The organism is Bacillus cereus group sp. BfR-BA-01408 (genome assembly GCF_022663305.1).
GTDB classification, from domain to species: Bacteria; Bacillota; Bacilli; order Bacillales; family Bacillaceae_G; genus Bacillus_A; species Bacillus_A pacificus.
Genome location: NZ_JAKUFF010000025.1, coordinates 20,975 through 37,687 on the forward strand (window position 1 = coordinate 20,975; position 16,713 = coordinate 37,687).

A 16,713-nucleotide genomic window follows, 5' to 3' on the forward strand; every position below is an offset into this window, starting at 1 on the left:
AAACTTACCATGAAAAAAATAGCATTAGCGGTATTAAGCCTTGGCCTACTTGTAAGTGGGTGTAGTGCAGGTGCCGACAAAGATGAAAAAGTGGTTGAGAAATCGGGGAAAGCAAAAGAGCAAGCAATCGTCCCGAATTACTCTATTTCGGATGAATATTATAAGACGACTATTCCATTTGAGGGAGGAAACGCACGTGGCTTAGTTGTGCAAGGAGTAAGTAATCGTCTTGATATAGATGAATTTGAAACAGGATTAATGCGTATTGCGAAAGAATCATTTAGTACGAAAGATAATGTTTTAAAAGGCGGAAAGGCCCTAGATACTCAGCATATACAGATGCTTGTTAAAAGAAAACGTACAGATGCAGAACAAAAGGAACTAGAAGATACACTAAAAAAAGATGCGGTTAAATTCCCGAACATAGGGTTGAATCCTGCATTAGGTACAGGATCCGAATCATTAGAAGTGAAAAATAAAAAAAATCCAATATATATTTCAAATATTTTAGAGCATGATTATTATGTGAACAAAGGCGAAAAAAATGAGCGTAGCGGCATTGTAGTTGGATTAGCGATGAATTCGGTTCATTATTATGAGGAAGAGCATGGTTATCCGCGTGAGGCTGCAATTTCGAATGAAAAGATGTTAGCGGAAGGGAAAAAAATGGTGCCAGAAATCTTGAAAGTTATGCATCAACAAGATCCTGAGACAAAAAACCTTCCAATAACATTTGCGATTTATCGTCAGGCTCCAAAGTCTTCGCTCGTGCCAGGTAACTTTGTTTCTTATGCGAATGTTGAAAAAGGCAGTGAAACAGTTGAGGATTGGAAACAAATTAATGAGAAATATTATTTGTTCCCATCTGAACAAGCGAAAACAGATAATAAACGTGAAGATCTGGCGAGAGTATCAAACTTCAAGGCAAAATTAAGCGATTATTTCCAAGGCGACTATACAGCTGTTATCGGTACTGGTATGTATAGAGACGATGAATTAAGAGAAATAAAGCTCGATATTCCTGTCCAGTTTAATGGGAAAGCAGAAATAATTGGCTTTACACAATATGTAGCCGGGCTTGTTATGGAATACTTCCCGAATTATATGAAAGTACAAGTAACGATTAAATCTGTAGAGCGTCCAGAAGCGATTATTATACGTGAAGCGAAGCAAGATGAACCGTATGTGAAAATTTTAGATTAAATACAAGGGCTGTTCCTTTATGGAACGGCTTTTTTTCTTGGGTAATTTTGTTATAATTTAAAATGTTGTAAATAATGGGGTAAGGGGTAAAGCGCATGGACGAATTAAGTTTTCAAGTCATTATTTTATTAATTGCATTCGGTTTTTTAGCAGCTTTTATTGATTCAGTTGTTGGTGGTGGAGGATTAATTTCGCTTCCGGCACTTATGTTTGTTGGTTTACCACCAGCTTCGGCAATTGCAACGAATAAATTAGCTGCAACGATGGGGACGTTTACGAGTGCGATTTACTTTATTCGATCGGGAAAGGTTGATTTTAAAATTGTAGGAAAGTTAATCCCGTTAACTATTATAGGGGCAGTCGCAGGTGCTTTAGTAGTAAAGTTTATTCCGCCGGATATTTTACGTCCGTTAGTGCTTGTGATGTTGGTGTTTATTGCCATTTATATTATTGCGAAAAAGGATTGGGGAAGTGTATCTACCTATAAGAAGATGACGAAAAGAAAAACATTAATATTTTTCTTTGTTATTTTAATGATAGGGTTTTACGATGGGTTTTTTGGACCAGGGACAGGATCCTTCTTAATTTTTGCATTTTTATTAATTGGTTTGGATTTTATTCAAGCAGCAGCATCTGGAAAACTTTTGAACTTTGTTAGTAATATCGTATCGTTAATCACTTTTTTATTTTTAGACGTAATTCATTTTGAATACGGTATTATTATGGGATTATCGATGATTTTGGGCGCTTATTTTGGATCGAAATTTGCAGTTCAAAAAGGTGTTGGATATGTAAGAACTTTATTCTTGTTAGTAACTATTTTATTGATTAGCAAAAACGTTTTGGAATATACTCATATTTTGTAGAGTTATACATTTGTATAACTCTATTTTTTTATTATATTTTAAAAATTAATTAATTTTTAAAATATAAGTCTAGGAATATTTGAATAAATCTAAATTATCGTGTAGAATAATGTTGTAAAATGTAAACGTTTTTCTAAGGGGAGGCTAAAAATAATGGTAGTAGCATACAAACATGAGCCATTTACAGATTTTTCAGTAGAGGCTAACAAATTAGCGTTTGAAGAAGGTTTAAAGAAAGTAGAATCTTATCTTGGACAAGACTATCCATTAATTATTGGGGGAGAAAAAATCACTACAGAAGACAAAATTGTTTCTGTAAACCCTGCAAATAAAGAGGAACTTGTTGGTCGCGTTTCAAAAGCAAGCCGTGAGTTAGCTGAAAAAGCAATGCAAGTAGCGGATGAAACATTCCAAACTTGGAGAAAGTCAAAACCAGAAATGCGTGCAGACATTTTATTCCGTGCTGCAGCGATCGTTCGTCGTAGAAAACATGAATTCTCTGCTATTCTTGTAAAAGAAGCAGGTAAACCATGGAATGAGGCAGATGCTGATACAGCAGAAGCAATCGACTTTATGGAATATTATGGTCGTCAAATGTTGAAATTAAAAGACGGAATTCCAGTAGAAAGCCGTCCAATTGAATATAATCGTTTCTCTTACATTCCATTAGGAGTAGGTGTTATCATTTCTCCTTGGAACTTCCCATTCGCAATTATGGCAGGTATGACAACAGCTGCTTTAGTTTCTGGTAATACAGTATTACTAAAACCAGCTAGTACAACTCCTGTAGTAGCAGCGAAATTCATGGAAGTATTAGAAGAAGCTGGCTTACCAGCTGGCGTAGTAAACTTCGTACCAGGTAGTGGTTCTGAAGTTGGTGATTACTTAGTAGATCACCCTCGTACACGTTTCATTAGCTTCACTGGATCTCGTGATGTAGGTATCCGTATTTATGAGCGTGCAGCGAAAGTAAACCCAGGCCAAATTTGGTTAAAACGCGTTATCGCTGAAATGGGTGGTAAAGATACAATCGTTGTTGATAAAGAAGCAGATCTTGAATTAGCAGCTAAATCTATCGTTGCATCAGCATTCGGATTCTCAGGACAAAAATGTTCTGCATGTTCTCGTGCAGTAATCCACGAAGATGTATACGATCACGTATTAAATCGTGCTGTTGAATTAACGAAAGAATTAACAGTTGCTAACCCAGCTGTATTAGGTACAAACATGGGTCCTGTTAATGACCAAGCTGCATTCGATAAAGTAATGAGCTATGTTGCAATTGGTAAAGAAGAAGGTAGAATCTTAGCAGGTGGCGAAGGAGACGATTCTAAAGGCTGGTTCATCCAACCAACAATCGTTGCTGACGTTGCAGAAGATGCTCGCCTAATGAAAGAAGAAATCTTCGGACCAGTAGTAGCATTCTGTAAAGCAAAAGACTTTGACCATGCACTTGCGATTGCAAACAATACAGAATACGGTTTAACAGGAGCAGTTATCTCTAACAACCGTGACCATATTGAAAAAGCACGTGAAGACTTCCACGTAGGTAACTTATACTTCAACCGTGGATGTACTGGTGCAATCGTAGGATACCAACCATTTGGTGGCTTTAATATGTCTGGTACAGACTCTAAAGCTGGTGGCCCTGACTACTTAGCACTTCACATGCAAGCAAAAACTACTTCTGAAACTTTATAAGAAATAGTAAGAGAGATCTTCGCAGTATGCGAAGATCTCTTTTTTCTGCTTATATGTGGATTAAGATACATATAAGCAGAAAAAATAATATAAGGTTTACTTCAGTAAAATAAGGTATATTATATTGGTTGAATAAATTCTCTTTCAAGATAAGAAAAGTAGGTGAACAAAATGGGAAAATATCAATTGGATTATAAAGGTCAGGTAGCTGTCGCAAAGTTTCATGAAAAACAGACGCCTGTCAAATTTGATAAAAAGCAGCAAATTGAAAAATTGCGTGCGGAGTATTTGAAAAAGAAACAAAAACAAACAGATAAATAGTAGGAGAAACTAGTTAATTTGAATAAAAAACACTTACCATATATTACTATTTGGTAAGTGGAACTAGCTAAACCCTATTCATATCAGGATAAACATGTAAATAGAAACAAAACAATGAGAAAAGTTGACTTATTAGTCACATTTTTTTGTATTCATTTTAAGGATTTCCTGTATAATACAATTTGAAAGAAAATCTATGGTTTGACAAGAAACACTCTTTTCGGTTTTGCTCACTGAAGAGAGTGTTTTTTTGTAGCTAAAAACTCCTCTGTACTCATTACATTTGCATAGACACCATTTAAACTAGCTAAAATTGTGTTATGAATATAAACGGCTGGTATAGTAGCATTCTTAAAAGAAAGGTCTTTTGTAGCACAAGCATCATGTATAACAGTACATTGCAAGCCGAAATCAAAGGCAGCCCTTACGGTAGCATCAATACACATATGAGTCATCATCCCGCATATGACAACGTGTTCAATAGCTAAACGTTGTAATTGCTTTAGAAGATCAGTTTCGCGAAAACTATTTGGATAATGCTTGAGTATAACCGTTTCTTCTCTAAGTGGGCGTACACTTTCATGAATATGTACACCTTCTGTATTGGGGAGGAAAAAAGTAGCGTCCTCTTTTATTGCTACATGTTGGATATGAAAAATAGGTTCGTTTTTCTTTCTAAAGAGCTGTAGTAGCCGACGGGCATATGCGCTTGCTTCGACTGGATTACGTAATTCCATTTTGCCGTGTGGAAAATAATCATTTTGAATATCAATGAGTAAAAGAGCTGTTTTCATATATTTATCTTCCTCCGATTTCATATTCAAATAATGGTATTCAATTAGTAGAGAAGATTATCCTTTTAAAAAATATGCAAGAGGAGAATTTTACATAACTTTAAAGATTACTATTTTTTCTTGAATTTTTCATCTGAAAATTTTAATAAAGAAATAATTAATATTTTTCTAAAAAATGTATTGACTCTTATTATTCTGAGTTCTATAATGAGAATTAATTAAACGACAATTAAATCGATACATTCTTATCCAGAGAGGTGGAGGGACTGGCCCTACGATACCTCAGCAACGGGTTTTTTTAATACCGTGCTAACTCCAGCAAGCCTATGAAAGGCTTGGAAGATGAGAAGATGTGAACGAGTACATATAAGTGCTCTCCTTCTTATCTTTATGGTTGATAAGAAGGAGAGCACTTTTTATTTTACCTCGAGAGCTCTGCTTCAAGTTTTCACAGCATATAGGAGGGGAAAAAATGATTTCTTTTAACAATGTAAGTAAAGTATATGAAACAGGTGGGCAATCTGTTCATGCGGTGGAGGATGTAACATTATCAGTTGAGAAAGGCGAAATTTTTGGCATTATCGGTTTTAGTGGCGCTGGAAAGAGTACGTTATTACGCCTAGTAAACATGTTAGAGAGACCAACGGCAGGAACGATTTCAATAGATGATAAAGAGATTACATCATTATCGACGAAAGAATTACGGAAGCTAAGACAAAGAATCGGGATGATTTTTCAAAGTTTTAATTTATTTAATTCAAGAACAGTATTTGGGAATATTGCTTATCCATTAAAGTTAGCGAAAGTACCAAAGAATGAGATAAAAGAAAGAGTAAATGAATTGCTGAAGTTTGTAGGGTTAGAAGATAAAGCAAACAATTACCCAGAGCAGCTATCAGGTGGACAAAAGCAGCGTGTTGGTATTGCTAGAGCGCTCGCAACATCACCAGATATTCTTATATGTGACGAAGCAACATCAGCTTTAGATCCAGAAACAACGACAGAAATTTTGAACTTATTAAAGAAAGTAAATCGAGAATACAACTTAACAATTCTTCTTATTACACATGAAATGCATGTTGTGAAAGAAATTTGTCACCGTGTAGCTGTAATGGAGAAAGGAAAAGTTATTGAAGAAGGAAAACTGTTTGATGTTTTCACACAACCAAAAACAAAGACGACTCAAAACTTTGTACGTTCTGTTATTAATGATCATTTACCGGAAAGTGTTTTAGCAAAAATTCAAAATGGTGGTCAGATTTATCGTCTAACATTTACTGGCGAGGAGACAGGACAGCCAGTACTATCATATATCGCAAAAAACTATAATGTCGATGTAAATGTACTGTACGGAAATATTATTGAACTTCAAAATGTGCTATTTGGAAATCTTCTTGTAGAATTGCAAGGTGAACAGAGGGAAATTCAAAAAGCATTACAACATCTAAGACTGCAAGTGCAGCTGAAGGAGGTAGAAGCTCATGCGAGTTGATTGGAGTATATTTTGGCCGCGCATAGTAGATGCGACGGGGGATACTCTCTTAATGGTAATTGTAACCCTTATATTTGCTACAATTCTTGGTATACCTCTAGGTTTACTTCTATATGTAACGAGAAAAGGAAACTTTTTAGAAAATAAATGGGTCTTTTCTATTCTTAATATTATCATTAATACAATTCGTCCGATTCCATTCATCATCTTCTTAGTAGCTTTAAGCCCGCTAACAAGAAGTGTTATCGGAACGACAATTGGAACGGCGGCAGCAATTTTCCCAATGACGTTAGTTGCATCAATCGGTATTGCTAGAATGGTTGAAACAAATCTTGTTTCTGTTCCGAAAGGGGTAATCGAAGCAGCTCAAGCGATGGGTGCTTCACCAATTAGAATTGTTTTTGAAATCCTTGTACCAGAAGCGTTAGCGCCATTAATTTTAGGTGTTACATTTATGACAGTTGGTTTAATTGAATTTTCTGCAGTGGCTGGGCTTGTCGGTGGTGGCGGTCTTGGTGACTTAGCAATGACATATGGTTATCAACGTTTTGATACATCAGTTATGTTCGTAACGGTCGTTTTACTTATTATTCTCGTACAGTTAGCTCAAAATTTAGGAAACTACTTTGCGAAAGTCTTTTTACGCAGATCATAAAAAGAAAGAGGGGAAAGAAAATGAAGAAAATTTTAGCGTTTGCATTATCAGCGATTGTAGGGGTTTCAGCGTTAAGCGGTTGCTCAAGTGGAGACACGGGGGCAGGGGCGAAAGAAAAAGTAGTTCGTGTCGGTGTAACTGGAACGGATGGAGACGCTTGGGAAATTTTGAAGAGGAAAGCTGAAAAAGAAGGAATTAAAGTTAAACTGGTTGAGTTCTCTGATTACACGACGCCAAATAAAGCGTTAGCTGATGGAGATATTGAGCTAAACTCATTCCAGCATATTGCTTTCTTAGAGCAATTTAAAAAGGAGCATAAATTAGATATTACAGCTGTTGGTACAACGCAAATTGCACCAATGGGTTTATACTCTGAAAAACATAAGAAAGCAAATGAAATTCCAGATGGTTCTGAAATTGCGATTCCCAATGATCCAACGAACCAAGCACGTGCATTAAAACTTCTTGATGCAGCTGGGTTATTAAAGCTTAAGAAAGACTTTGGCTTATTTGGAGATTCAAGCGGCATTGCTGAAAATCCGAAGAAATTAAAAATTACACCGGTTATCGCACAGCAAACACCTCGTGTATTAAAAGATGCTGCAGCTTCAGTTATTAATAACGGTGTTGCTGGTCAAGCTGGATTAGATCCAGCTAAGGATCCAATTTTCTTAGAAGATCCAAAGAATGAAAATGCGAAGCCATATATTAATATTTTCGCAGCTCGTACGAAAGATAAAGATGATCCAACACTGAAAAAAGTAATTGAACTATATCATTCAAAAGAAGTAACAGAGGCAATTAAGAAAGAAACAAATGATGGTTCCATTTCAGTAGATCTTTCACTTGATGAGCTTGAAAAGATCGTAAAATAATGATTGGGTTTAATGGACTAACAGAAGGAACCCCTCCGCTGTTAGTTCGTTCAACATATAATCTACTTAACAAACAAAACAAACCCTAATTCTGTACCTTCCAATTCTGTATAACATAGAATCCAATGTTTGTTAAGTAGAGTAATGGACCAGGAGTTTTCCTGGTTTTTTTTTATTACTGAAAGCAACTAGCAAGTAGTAAGGTAATCCAAATTATAATGGGGTAAGAAAATAAGCTGAACACGAGTGTAATTACGAATTGCTTTTTTTGAATTAAGTGTTTTTGGGATGAAAAAAAGAAAATAGAAAAGATAACAATGAAAACAGCTGATATTACGCCCGGATTATAGGAGCGGTAAATAAAAAACAAAATAATATGTTGAACAGAGTTGAAGAAGATAGCTCCTTGTATAAAAATAATCCAGTATATAGAAGACAAGAAGTTTAGTTGATATAGAAAGACGATAAGTAAGACAAAGAGAGTTAATACAGAAATTGCAATGAAAAATTGTTGGCTAGTTATAAAAGTAATTGAAAATTGATTAGCAAGATATTGTGGCATTTGGAAAGATTCTTCAAGGTTATGAATGAGAAATAACAAGGGAATCATCCAAAGCATAATAGTGGAATGTTTTTTAAACAACTTACATCGCTCCAATATAGAGATAGAAAGCCTAAAAAGGCCCTCTATCCAGAGATATTCATTCGATTATAATATTTTTTAAATTATTTTTATGATGCCCTTGTTCTTTCGGATAAGCAGCTAGCTCCTCTTGTAAAATATTTAGTATTTGCTTAGCTGATTGCTGGATGGGTGCAGGTAACTCTTCTAATATATGCATACCCATTTTTATTTTTGTACGAATTACCTTCCTTATTAATTCCTCATGCATGCACGACACCTCCAAAACGAATGTTTAGTACATCATCTTCAAATTTTGCTCCTTGAATAGAAAGGTGTGTTAACGTTTTGGGTAATGTGATGTTTCGTTTAACAGAACCAGCACGAATGATAAGCTCGTCACCTTTTTGATTTAATGCAAGTTCACTTTTGTTAGAGAAGGGAATGGACAGAACGAAAATATACTCATCGCCATCTTTTTTTACATATTGAGTGCGACCGTTAAATTTTACTTCAGTAGGACAATAATCTTCTTTAAATAAAGCATCTCCAACGCGTTCTAACATAGGTAAGCCAACAACTTCTTGTTCAAACATTGGAGCTTCGTAAATAGGAAGTGGATCAAAACTATTTTGAATTAATGTTTTATATTTCTTTTGAGTATCTTTCCAAGCTTGAAAATAAGGATCGATGACAGTGTTAGGGATGACGCGGTTAATCATAATCGCATCTACGTTATAATCGTATAAATTTAAATACGTAAAGCTACGCTGAGCCTCTTTAATGACCATTTTTTCGGGATTTACAACGATGCGGATACTTGTTACGTCTCGGTTTGATAAAATATCTCTCATTTCTCCAAGTTGTTCAAGTGTATTTGTTAATTCGTCCATAATATCATCGGTTGGAAGGGGGACACCAAGAAGTGGTTGAGCTACAGGGCGAACAACTTTTAAAACTTTTCTTTTAATAGGGAAGAGTTTTTCCATCCACCAGCCGAGCATGTCTGGAAAACTGAGCATTGCTAATGTTTCTCCTGTTGGAGCACAATCAATGATAATAACGTCATATGTGTTTTGTTTATAATAATCGAGTACGCGAAGTAAACTAATTAAATCTTCCATACCGGGAAACATCGTTAACTCTTCGGTTGTAATATCATCAGCTGCTTTGGAAGTGAAAAGTAGTGTAATATATTTCTGTAACTTTCCCCAGCCCTTTTCCATTTCATAAATTGTATTAATTTCTTGTGCCCATAGGTTTTCACGAATTTCTAATGGTTCAGAAGATAGTTTTATACCAAATGAATCTCCTAAACTATGAGCTGGGTCTGTGCTCATTACTAAAGTTTTTAATCCTTGTTTTGCGCTTTGAAGTGCAGTTGCCGCTGAAATGCTAGTTTTTCCTACGCCGCCTTTACCTGTATACAAAATAATTCTCATCATTCATATCCCCTTTGTTTCGAGCATCGAATATTACGAGTAACGAAATATTTTTTTGAATAAAAACCCTATTAAGGTTTTTATTCAATCGGAATGTTTTTCATTTTAGGTGCAGAAACCTTTTCTTCTGTTTTTTGCTGTGATGTAGCAATGTGATTCATAATCTTTTGGAAGATTTGTAGTAAAAATGCTTTTTCTTCTTCCGATAATGCTTCGGTCACTAGGTTAAAATAATGGGCTGCATTTTGTTTTACTTCTTGAACGAGCATTACACCGTTTTCTGTTAAACGAATTAATACAATGCGTCGGTCGTTTTCATCACGGTATCTTTCAATATATCCTTTTTTTACAAGGCGATTTACAACACCTGTCGTTGTACTCATCGGTATATCAAGAAGATCAGCGATTTTTGTCATTGTAATATCCGTATTTCGCTCCATCCAAAGTAAACAAAATACTTCAGTTTTAGAAAGTGTTAAATCTAAGCTTACCCATTCTTCAGGATAGAAAAGTTTCTTGGCGTTATCTAGCAGTAAGTCTAAAAAATGTTCGTATTGCAACAATTAATTCCACTCCCGTATATTTCGAGGTTCGTAATATTTATTTTTATTTTATGTAGAATTGAAATAAATGTCAATGTTTTTAACTGTTTTTTCAGATTAGAAAGAAAACTATCTTTAAAATAATATTTTTTTGTGATAGATTTATAAATAGTAAACTAGAATTTACATAAAAATCCATCATGGTAAATATACTTATCTATAATGGATGTACAGCTAACGAGGGGGAGAACGATGAGAAGACGTAATACGCAAGCGTTCACGTTTTTAGCATGGACTTCATTTGTTTGCGCGCTTTCAGGTATGCTAATTGGAATTTATACGCTAGATGAAACGCTTAGTGTAAAAGGATATTATTTACTTGGAACATTATTTTTAACGATGTCTTGTTTTGTATTACAAAAAACAATTCGTGATAATGAAGAAGATAACGAGAGATTTCCGAAAAATAAACCGTTAGATAAAGAGTAAATCGTAAAGAAAGGCGTTTGCCTTTCTTTTTTTATGTAAAAATGCTGTAAGTGCCGTGTGTTGACTTGCTTGAAGTACTGAAAATTTGGTATCATCAATAGTATTGTAGATTGAACGATATATTATGGAGGTGGCCTAGCCGTGTCAAGAATTTCCGTTGAGAATGTAAAGCACGTAGCACATTTAGCACGTCTTGCAATTACTGATCAAGAAGCAGAAAAATTTCAAAAACAACTAGATGCAATTGTTACATTTGCAGAACAGTTAAATGAATTAGATACAACAGATGTAAAACCAACAACTCATGTATTAACTATGAAAAATGTTATGCGTGAAGATGTACCAGAAAAAGGTTTACCAGTTGAAGAAGTATTAAAAAATGCACCGGATCACAAAGATAATCAAATCCGTGTTCCAGCAGTATTAGAATAGAGGAGGGGAATTTCGATGTCATTATTTGATCATTCAGTATCAGAGTTACATAAGAAATTAAACAACAAAGAAATTTCCGTTACGGATTTAGTAGAAGAATCTTACAAACGTATTGCGGATGTTGAAGATAACGTAAAAGCTTTTCTTACATTAGATGAAGAAAACGCACGCGCGAAAGCGAAAGAATTAGATGCGAAAATTGGTGCTGAAGATAACGGTTTATTATTCGGTATGCCAATCGGTGTTAAAGATAACATTGTAACTAACGGTCTTCGTACGACTTGTGCAAGCAAAATGTTAGCAAACTTCGATCCAATTTATGATGCGACAGTTGTGCAAAAGCTAAAAGCTGCTGACACAATTACAATCGGTAAATTAAATATGGACGAGTTCGCAATGGGCTCTTCAAATGAAAACTCAGGTTTCTACGCTACGAAAAATCCGTGGAACTTAGATTACGTTCCAGGCGGATCTAGTGGTGGTTCTGCAGCAGCTGTAGCAGCAGGAGAAGTATTATTCTCTCTAGGTTCTGATACGGGTGGTTCTATCCGTCAACCAGCTGCATATTGCGGCGTTGTAGGTTTAAAACCAACTTACGGACGTGTATCTCGTTACGGATTAGTAGCATTTGCATCTTCACTTGATCAAATCGGACCGATTACACGTACAGTAGAAGACAATGCATACTTATTACAAGCTATTTCAGGTCTTGACCGTATGGATGCAACTTCTGCTAACGTTGAAGTAGGAAACTACTTAGCTGGTTTAACAGGCGACGTTAAAGGTTTACGCATTGCTGTACCGAAAGAATACTTAGGAGAAGGTGTTGGCGAAGAAGCTCGTGAGTCAGTACTAGCTGCTTTAAAAGTATTAGAAGGTATGGGCGCAACTTGGGAGGAAGTATCTCTTCCACACTCTAAATACGCTCTAGCAACGTATTACTTATTATCTTCTTCTGAAGCATCAGCTAACCTTTCACGCTTTGATGGCGTACGTTATGGTGTTCGTTCTGATAATGTGAATAACTTAATGGATCTTTACAAAAACACACGTAGCGAAGGCTTCGGTGATGAAGTAAAACGTCGTATTATGCTTGGTACATTTGCTCTTAGCTCTGGTTACTATGATGCATATTACAAAAAAGCACAACAAGTACGTACATTAATTAAAAACGACTTTGAAAATGTATTTGCTAACTACGATGTTATTATTGGACCAACAACGCCAACTCCGGCATTTAAAGTGGGCGAAAAAGTTGATGATCCAATGACAATGTATGCAAATGACATTTTAACAATCCCAGTAAACTTAGCAGGTGTTCCAGCGATTTCTGTTCCATGTGGATTCGGTGCTAACAACATGCCACTTGGTTTACAAATCATTGGTAAACACTTCGATGAAGCGACAATTTACCGCGTTGCACATGCGTTTGAGCAAGCAACAGACCATCATACAAAAAAAGCAAGTCTGTAAGGAGGCGAGCATAGATGAATTTAGAAACAATTATTGGTTTAGAGGTTCACGTTGAGTTAAAAACAAATTCGAAAATTTTCTCTGCGAGTCCAACAGAATTCGGAGCGGAACCAAATACACAAACAAGTGTAATTGACTTAGGATACCCAGGAGTACTTCCTACTTTAAATAAAGAAGCAGTTAACTTTGCAATGAAAGCTGCAATGGCATTAAACTGTGAAATCGCAACAGAAACGAAGTTTGACCGTAAAAACTATTTCTATCCAGATAATCCGAAAGCTTACCAAATCTCTCAGTTTGATAAGCCAATTGGTGAAAATGGTTGGATTGAAATTGAAGTAGACGGTAAAAAGAAACGTATCGGTATTACACGTCTTCATTTAGAAGAAGATGCTGGTAAATCAACGCATACAGCTGACGGCTCATTAGTAGACTACAACCGTCAAGGTATGCCTTTGATTGAGATCGTATCTGAGCCAGATATGCGTACGCCAGAAGAAGCATATGCATACTTAGAGAAGTTAAAATCAATCATTCAATACACTGGCGTATCTGATTGTAAGATGGAAGAAGGTTCCTTGCGTTGTGATGCGAACATTTCCCTTCGTCCAGTTGGACAAGAGAAGTTCGGTACAAAAGCGGAACTGAAAAACTTAAACTCTTTCACTTACGTACAAAAAGGTCTTGAGTTTGAGCAAGCTCGCCAAGAAAAAGAATTATTATCTGGTGGTATCATCCAACAAGAAACACGTCGTTATGATGAAGCAACGAAGAAAACAATCTTAATGCGTGTGAAAGAAGGATCTGATGATTACCGTTACTTCCCAGAGCCGGACTTAGTTGAACTTTACATCGACGATGAGTGGAAAGAAGCAGTTCGTGCTTCTATTCCAGAACTTCCAGATGCACGTAAAGCTCGCTACGTTGCAGAATTAGGCTTACCGGCTTATGATGCACACGTATTAACATTAACGAAAGAAATGTCTGATTTCTTTGAAGCAACTGTTGCAGATGGTGCTGATGCGAAATTAACATCGAACTGGTTAATGGGTGAAGTGCTTGCGTACTTAAACAAACAACAAAAAGAATTAAAAGACGTTGCATTAACGCCTGCTGGTTTATCTAAAATGGTTCAATTAATTGAAAAAGGTACAATTTCTTCTAAAATTGCGAAGAAAGTATTTAACGAATTAATTGAAAAAGGTGGAGACCCAGAAGAAATCGTTAAAGCGAAAGGCCTTGTTCAAATTTCTGACGAGGGTACACTTCGTAAAGTTGTAACAGAAATTCTTGATAATAATGAGCAATCTATCGAAGACTTTAAAAACGGTAAAGACCGTGCAATTGGCTTCTTAGTTGGTCAAATTATGAAAGCTACAAAAGGACAAGCAAATCCACCGCTTGTTAACAAAATCTTACTTGAAGAGATTAATAAGCGATAATAGTAGTAACTTTTAAAGATTAAGCAGAAAAACACCCGTACATGGGTGTTTTTCTAGGTTAATCAAACGTTTGTTTAAATGAGAGAAAATTATTTAAACAAACGTTTGATTAACTGTCAAAAGTGGAAAAATGTTTGTATAGCAACTATGGTATGATAGTTGCAAAAAGGTGGGAATAATGATAAATCTAGAAATAGAGGTTTTTTCATCTCATGAAATAATAGATAATTATTATTCGTTATATGTAAATTGTTGTGAAGAAATAGATGGACATAAATTTTTTGTCAAATAAAACAAAACCATTGAAATGAATATTTACTTTTGATGGGCTACACGAATCGGGTTCTTACTGCCTGTTTGAGCGAGATAAAAGAAGGATAGGAAGATGAGAGGAGGTAGGCACGGGAATACTGAATAGAAGTTCGGTATGTTCTTTGTCGATACATAAAGAAATTTCCTGTGCTAATAAATGATGAAGCGAGCAAGAATTATTTATAATCCTACTTCTGGGCGTGAGCTATTTAAGAAGAGCTTACCGGAAGTATTACAAAAATTAGAACAAGCTGGATATGAAGCATCTTGTCATGCGACAACGGGTCCTGGAGACGCAACTGTGGCGGCGAGGCAAGCTGTAGAGCGTAAATTTGATGTTGTTATTGCGGCTGGTGGTGACGGCACGTTAAATGAAGTCGTAAACGGCCTAGTTGGTCATGAATTCCGTCCGAAATTTGGAATTATTCCAGTTGGAACAACAAATGACTTTGCACGTGCAATCGGTGTACCTCGTTCTATTGAAGAGGCAGCGGATATTATTTGTGAAGGAAAAACTGTGCCATTAGACCTTGGTAGAGCAAACGATACATATTTTATTAACATCGCTGGTGGCGGTCGTATTACAGAATTAACATATGAAGTACCAAGTAAGCTAAAGACTGTATTAGGACAACTTGCTTATTATTTAAAAGGTATCGAAATGCTACCATCACTCCATCCAACATATGTTGAAATTGAGTATGATGGAAAATTACTACAAGAAGAAATTACGATGTTTTTAATTACGAATACTCGTTCAGTGGGCGGCTTCGAAAAGGTAGCACCATATGCATCGATTAATGATGGCTTATTTGATTTGTTAGTGCTGAAAAAAGGTTCCATTGCCGACTTAATTAAAGCTGCAACACAAGCGCAGCGTGGTGAACATATTAACAATCCAAAAGTACTATACACACAAGCGAACCGAATTAAAGTGCATTCACCAGATAAACTAATGATTAATTTAGATGGTGAATATGGTGGAGATGCACCGATGGAATTCGAAAATATGTATCATTGTCTGGAACTATTTGTTCCTGAACATCAAGAGGATGCCCTGTAAAGGCATCCTTTTTTATTATATAGAAGAATTGTAAATTTGAAGTTAGTTTGATTTTTATGGTATTTTTACAATTCGTTTATTTTATATCCATACTTTATTGATACACTGGAGGAGATAAGAGATGAGAGGTGGGGTGTTATGGAGAAAGTAAAAGCAATACTATTTGATAAAGATGGGACATTAATGGATTTTCATTCAATTTGGATAAAAGTGGCTGAAGAACTTGTGGCTGAATGTATAAAATTATACCAACTGCCACAGTCAATGCAGCCGACTTTATTAAAAGAGATCGGTGTGGATGGGGTATTTGTTCACCCACGTAGCGCAATAGCGGCAGGAACAAGCCTTGATGTGGCAAAGGGGCTTTGTAAGTATATTACGTCATCTAAGGAAGAGGAAATGCATGAATGGGTAAGTGAAAAACTGTTTGCCCTTATGTACGAGCATCGTTCTTACATGAAAATGACGGCAGATTTACCGAGAATTTTACAAAGCTTAAAGGATAGAGGATTTATTTTAGGTGTTGTTACAGCTGATGATTTCGCACCGACAGAATTATTTTTAAAACAGTATCAATTAGAGACCTTTTTTGATTATGTTGTAGCTTCAGATACATTTGCGGCACAAAAACCCGATAAAAGAATTATAGAATCCTTCTGTGAGAGGTTTCATTTAAAGGCATGTGAAGTAGCGGTCGTTGGGGATACACCGACTGATTTATATTTAGCGAAAAATGGTGATTGCTATGCAATTGGAGTACTATCTGGTACAGGGAATCGTCAAACATTAGAACCACTTGCTGATTTAGTAGTACAATCTGTTGGGGACTTTATTTCTCATTCAGGTGAGTTTGTTTGGGAAAAAGGAAAGTCTAATGTGTAAGAAAAATAAGTCTATAAAGACTCTGAATGAGTCTTTATAGACTTATTTTTTATGGCGAAATAGAAGGTGTGTAGGATGAATACTGAAAAAGAATATTGGCATACATT

General features: G+C 35.8%; 18 protein-coding genes and 1 riboswitch. Of the genes, 13 read left to right on the forward strand and 5 right to left on the reverse strand.

Features of this window, described 5'->3' with window-relative positions; genetic code table 11:
• Positions 1 to 9: 9 nt before the first annotated feature.
• From MR083_RS12930 to MR083_RS12945, 4 genes are all read left to right on the forward strand, one after another.
• Positions 10 to 1,203 carry a CamS family sex pheromone protein gene (locus MR083_RS12930; RefSeq protein ID WP_000717040.1) on the forward strand — a complete coding sequence of 398 codons (1,194 nt, stop codon included), beginning with the start codon at positions 10 to 12 and terminating at the stop codon, positions 1,201 to 1,203.
• A gap of 95 nt (positions 1,204 to 1,298) precedes the next feature.
• Positions 1,299 to 2,069, forward strand: coding sequence for a TSUP family transporter (locus MR083_RS12935; protein WP_000343961.1), 771 nt, complete (start codon positions 1,299 to 1,301; stop codon positions 2,067 to 2,069).
• 153 nt (positions 2,070 to 2,222) lie between these two features.
• Positions 2,223 to 3,770: an L-glutamate gamma-semialdehyde dehydrogenase gene (gene pruA / locus MR083_RS12940; protein WP_000259559.1), complete on the forward strand. Its 1,548-nt coding sequence runs from the start codon at positions 2,223 to 2,225 to the stop codon at positions 3,768 to 3,770.
• Between the two features lie 171 nt (positions 3,771 to 3,941).
• Entirely contained in the window at positions 3,942 to 4,091 is a 150-nt protein-coding gene (locus MR083_RS12945; RefSeq protein WP_000521648.1) for a hypothetical protein, read from the forward strand.
• A 230-nt stretch (positions 4,092 to 4,321) separates the two neighbouring features.
• Here the strand turns inward: MR083_RS12945 and MR083_RS12950 are convergent, their stop codons facing one another.
• Entirely contained in the window at positions 4,322 to 4,885 is a 564-nt protein-coding gene (locus MR083_RS12950) for a cysteine hydrolase family protein (protein ID WP_000844890.1), read from the reverse strand.
• A gap of 242 nt (positions 4,886 to 5,127) precedes the next feature.
• Positions 5,128 to 5,234: riboswitch (SAM riboswitch) on the forward strand.
• A gap of 123 nt (positions 5,235 to 5,357) precedes the next feature.
• On the opposite strand from MR083_RS12950, the gene MR083_RS12955 reads away from it, so the two are divergent.
• Genes MR083_RS12955 through MR083_RS12965 form a run of 3 tightly spaced genes read left to right on the forward strand, consistent with a single transcriptional unit; the run spans position 5,358 to position 7,907 of the window.
• Positions 5,358 to 6,377 (forward strand): methionine ABC transporter ATP-binding protein, encoded by a 1,020-nt coding sequence (locus MR083_RS12955; RefSeq protein ID WP_000622992.1) that lies wholly within the window; start codon positions 5,358 to 5,360, stop codon positions 6,375 to 6,377.
• A complete protein-coding gene (locus tag MR083_RS12960; RefSeq protein WP_001261879.1) occupies positions 6,367 to 7,032 on the forward strand; it encodes a methionine ABC transporter permease in 666 nt (221 codons plus the stop codon). The genes MR083_RS12955 and MR083_RS12960 overlap by 11 nt, the downstream gene beginning before the upstream one ends.
• 20 nt (positions 7,033 to 7,052) lie before the next feature.
• On the forward strand, positions 7,053 to 7,907 hold the full coding sequence (locus MR083_RS12965; RefSeq protein WP_000721608.1) for a MetQ/NlpA family ABC transporter substrate-binding protein: 855 nt from the start codon (positions 7,053 to 7,055) through the stop codon (positions 7,905 to 7,907).
• A 175-nt stretch (positions 7,908 to 8,082) separates the two neighbouring features.
• Here MR083_RS12965 and MR083_RS12970 read toward each other — a convergent pair whose 3' ends face one another.
• The 4 genes from MR083_RS12970 to MR083_RS12985 all read right to left on the reverse strand — a co-directional run bounded on the left by MR083_RS12970 (position 8,083) and on the right by MR083_RS12985 (position 10,534).
• Positions 8,083 to 8,550 carry an HXXEE domain-containing protein gene (locus tag MR083_RS12970; protein WP_011039940.1) on the reverse strand — a complete coding sequence of 156 codons (468 nt, stop codon included), beginning with the start codon at positions 8,548 to 8,550 and terminating at the stop codon, positions 8,083 to 8,085.
• A gap of 58 nt (positions 8,551 to 8,608) precedes the next feature.
• Positions 8,609 to 8,800, reverse strand: coding sequence for a DUF3926 domain-containing protein (locus tag MR083_RS12975; RefSeq protein WP_000544085.1), 192 nt, complete (start codon positions 8,798 to 8,800; stop codon positions 8,609 to 8,611).
• A complete protein-coding gene (locus tag MR083_RS12980; protein ID WP_002026876.1) occupies positions 8,793 to 9,974 on the reverse strand; it encodes an ArsA family ATPase in 1,182 nt (393 codons plus the stop codon). The genes MR083_RS12975 and MR083_RS12980 overlap by 8 nt, the downstream gene beginning before the upstream one ends.
• A 77-nt stretch (positions 9,975 to 10,051) precedes the next feature.
• Positions 10,052 to 10,534 (reverse strand): MarR family winged helix-turn-helix transcriptional regulator, encoded by a 483-nt coding sequence (locus MR083_RS12985; protein ID WP_000942476.1) that lies wholly within the window; start codon positions 10,532 to 10,534, stop codon positions 10,052 to 10,054.
• A 231-nt stretch (positions 10,535 to 10,765) separates the two neighbouring features.
• Between MR083_RS12985 and MR083_RS12990 the strand changes: the two genes are divergently transcribed.
• The 6 genes from MR083_RS12990 to MR083_RS13015 all read left to right on the forward strand — a co-directional run bounded on the left by MR083_RS12990 (position 10,766) and on the right by MR083_RS13015 (position 16,606).
• Positions 10,766 to 11,002, forward strand: a complete 237-nt coding sequence (locus tag MR083_RS12990) for a YiaA/YiaB family inner membrane protein (protein ID WP_001254396.1) — start codon at positions 10,766 to 10,768, stop codon at positions 11,000 to 11,002.
• Between the two features lie 141 nt (positions 11,003 to 11,143).
• A complete protein-coding gene (gene gatC, locus MR083_RS12995) occupies positions 11,144 to 11,434 on the forward strand; it encodes an Asp-tRNA(Asn)/Glu-tRNA(Gln) amidotransferase subunit GatC (RefSeq protein ID WP_000086999.1) in 291 nt (96 codons plus the stop codon).
• Between the two features lie 15 nt (positions 11,435 to 11,449).
• Positions 11,450 to 12,907, forward strand: a complete 1,458-nt coding sequence (gatA, locus tag MR083_RS13000) for an Asp-tRNA(Asn)/Glu-tRNA(Gln) amidotransferase subunit GatA (RefSeq protein ID WP_000051445.1) — start codon at positions 11,450 to 11,452, stop codon at positions 12,905 to 12,907.
• 14 nt (positions 12,908 to 12,921) lie between these two features.
• Positions 12,922 to 14,349, forward strand: a complete 1,428-nt coding sequence (gene gatB, locus MR083_RS13005; protein ID WP_001047674.1) for an Asp-tRNA(Asn)/Glu-tRNA(Gln) amidotransferase subunit GatB — start codon at positions 12,922 to 12,924, stop codon at positions 14,347 to 14,349.
• Between the two features lie 469 nt (positions 14,350 to 14,818).
• A complete protein-coding gene (locus MR083_RS13010) occupies positions 14,819 to 15,724 on the forward strand; it encodes a diacylglycerol kinase (RefSeq protein WP_000977677.1) in 906 nt (301 codons plus the stop codon).
• A gap of 138 nt (positions 15,725 to 15,862) precedes the next feature.
• On the forward strand, positions 15,863 to 16,606 hold the full coding sequence (locus MR083_RS13015; protein ID WP_000416638.1) for an HAD family hydrolase: 744 nt from the start codon (positions 15,863 to 15,865) through the stop codon (positions 16,604 to 16,606).
• The last annotated feature ends 107 nt before the right edge of the window (positions 16,607 to 16,713 follow it).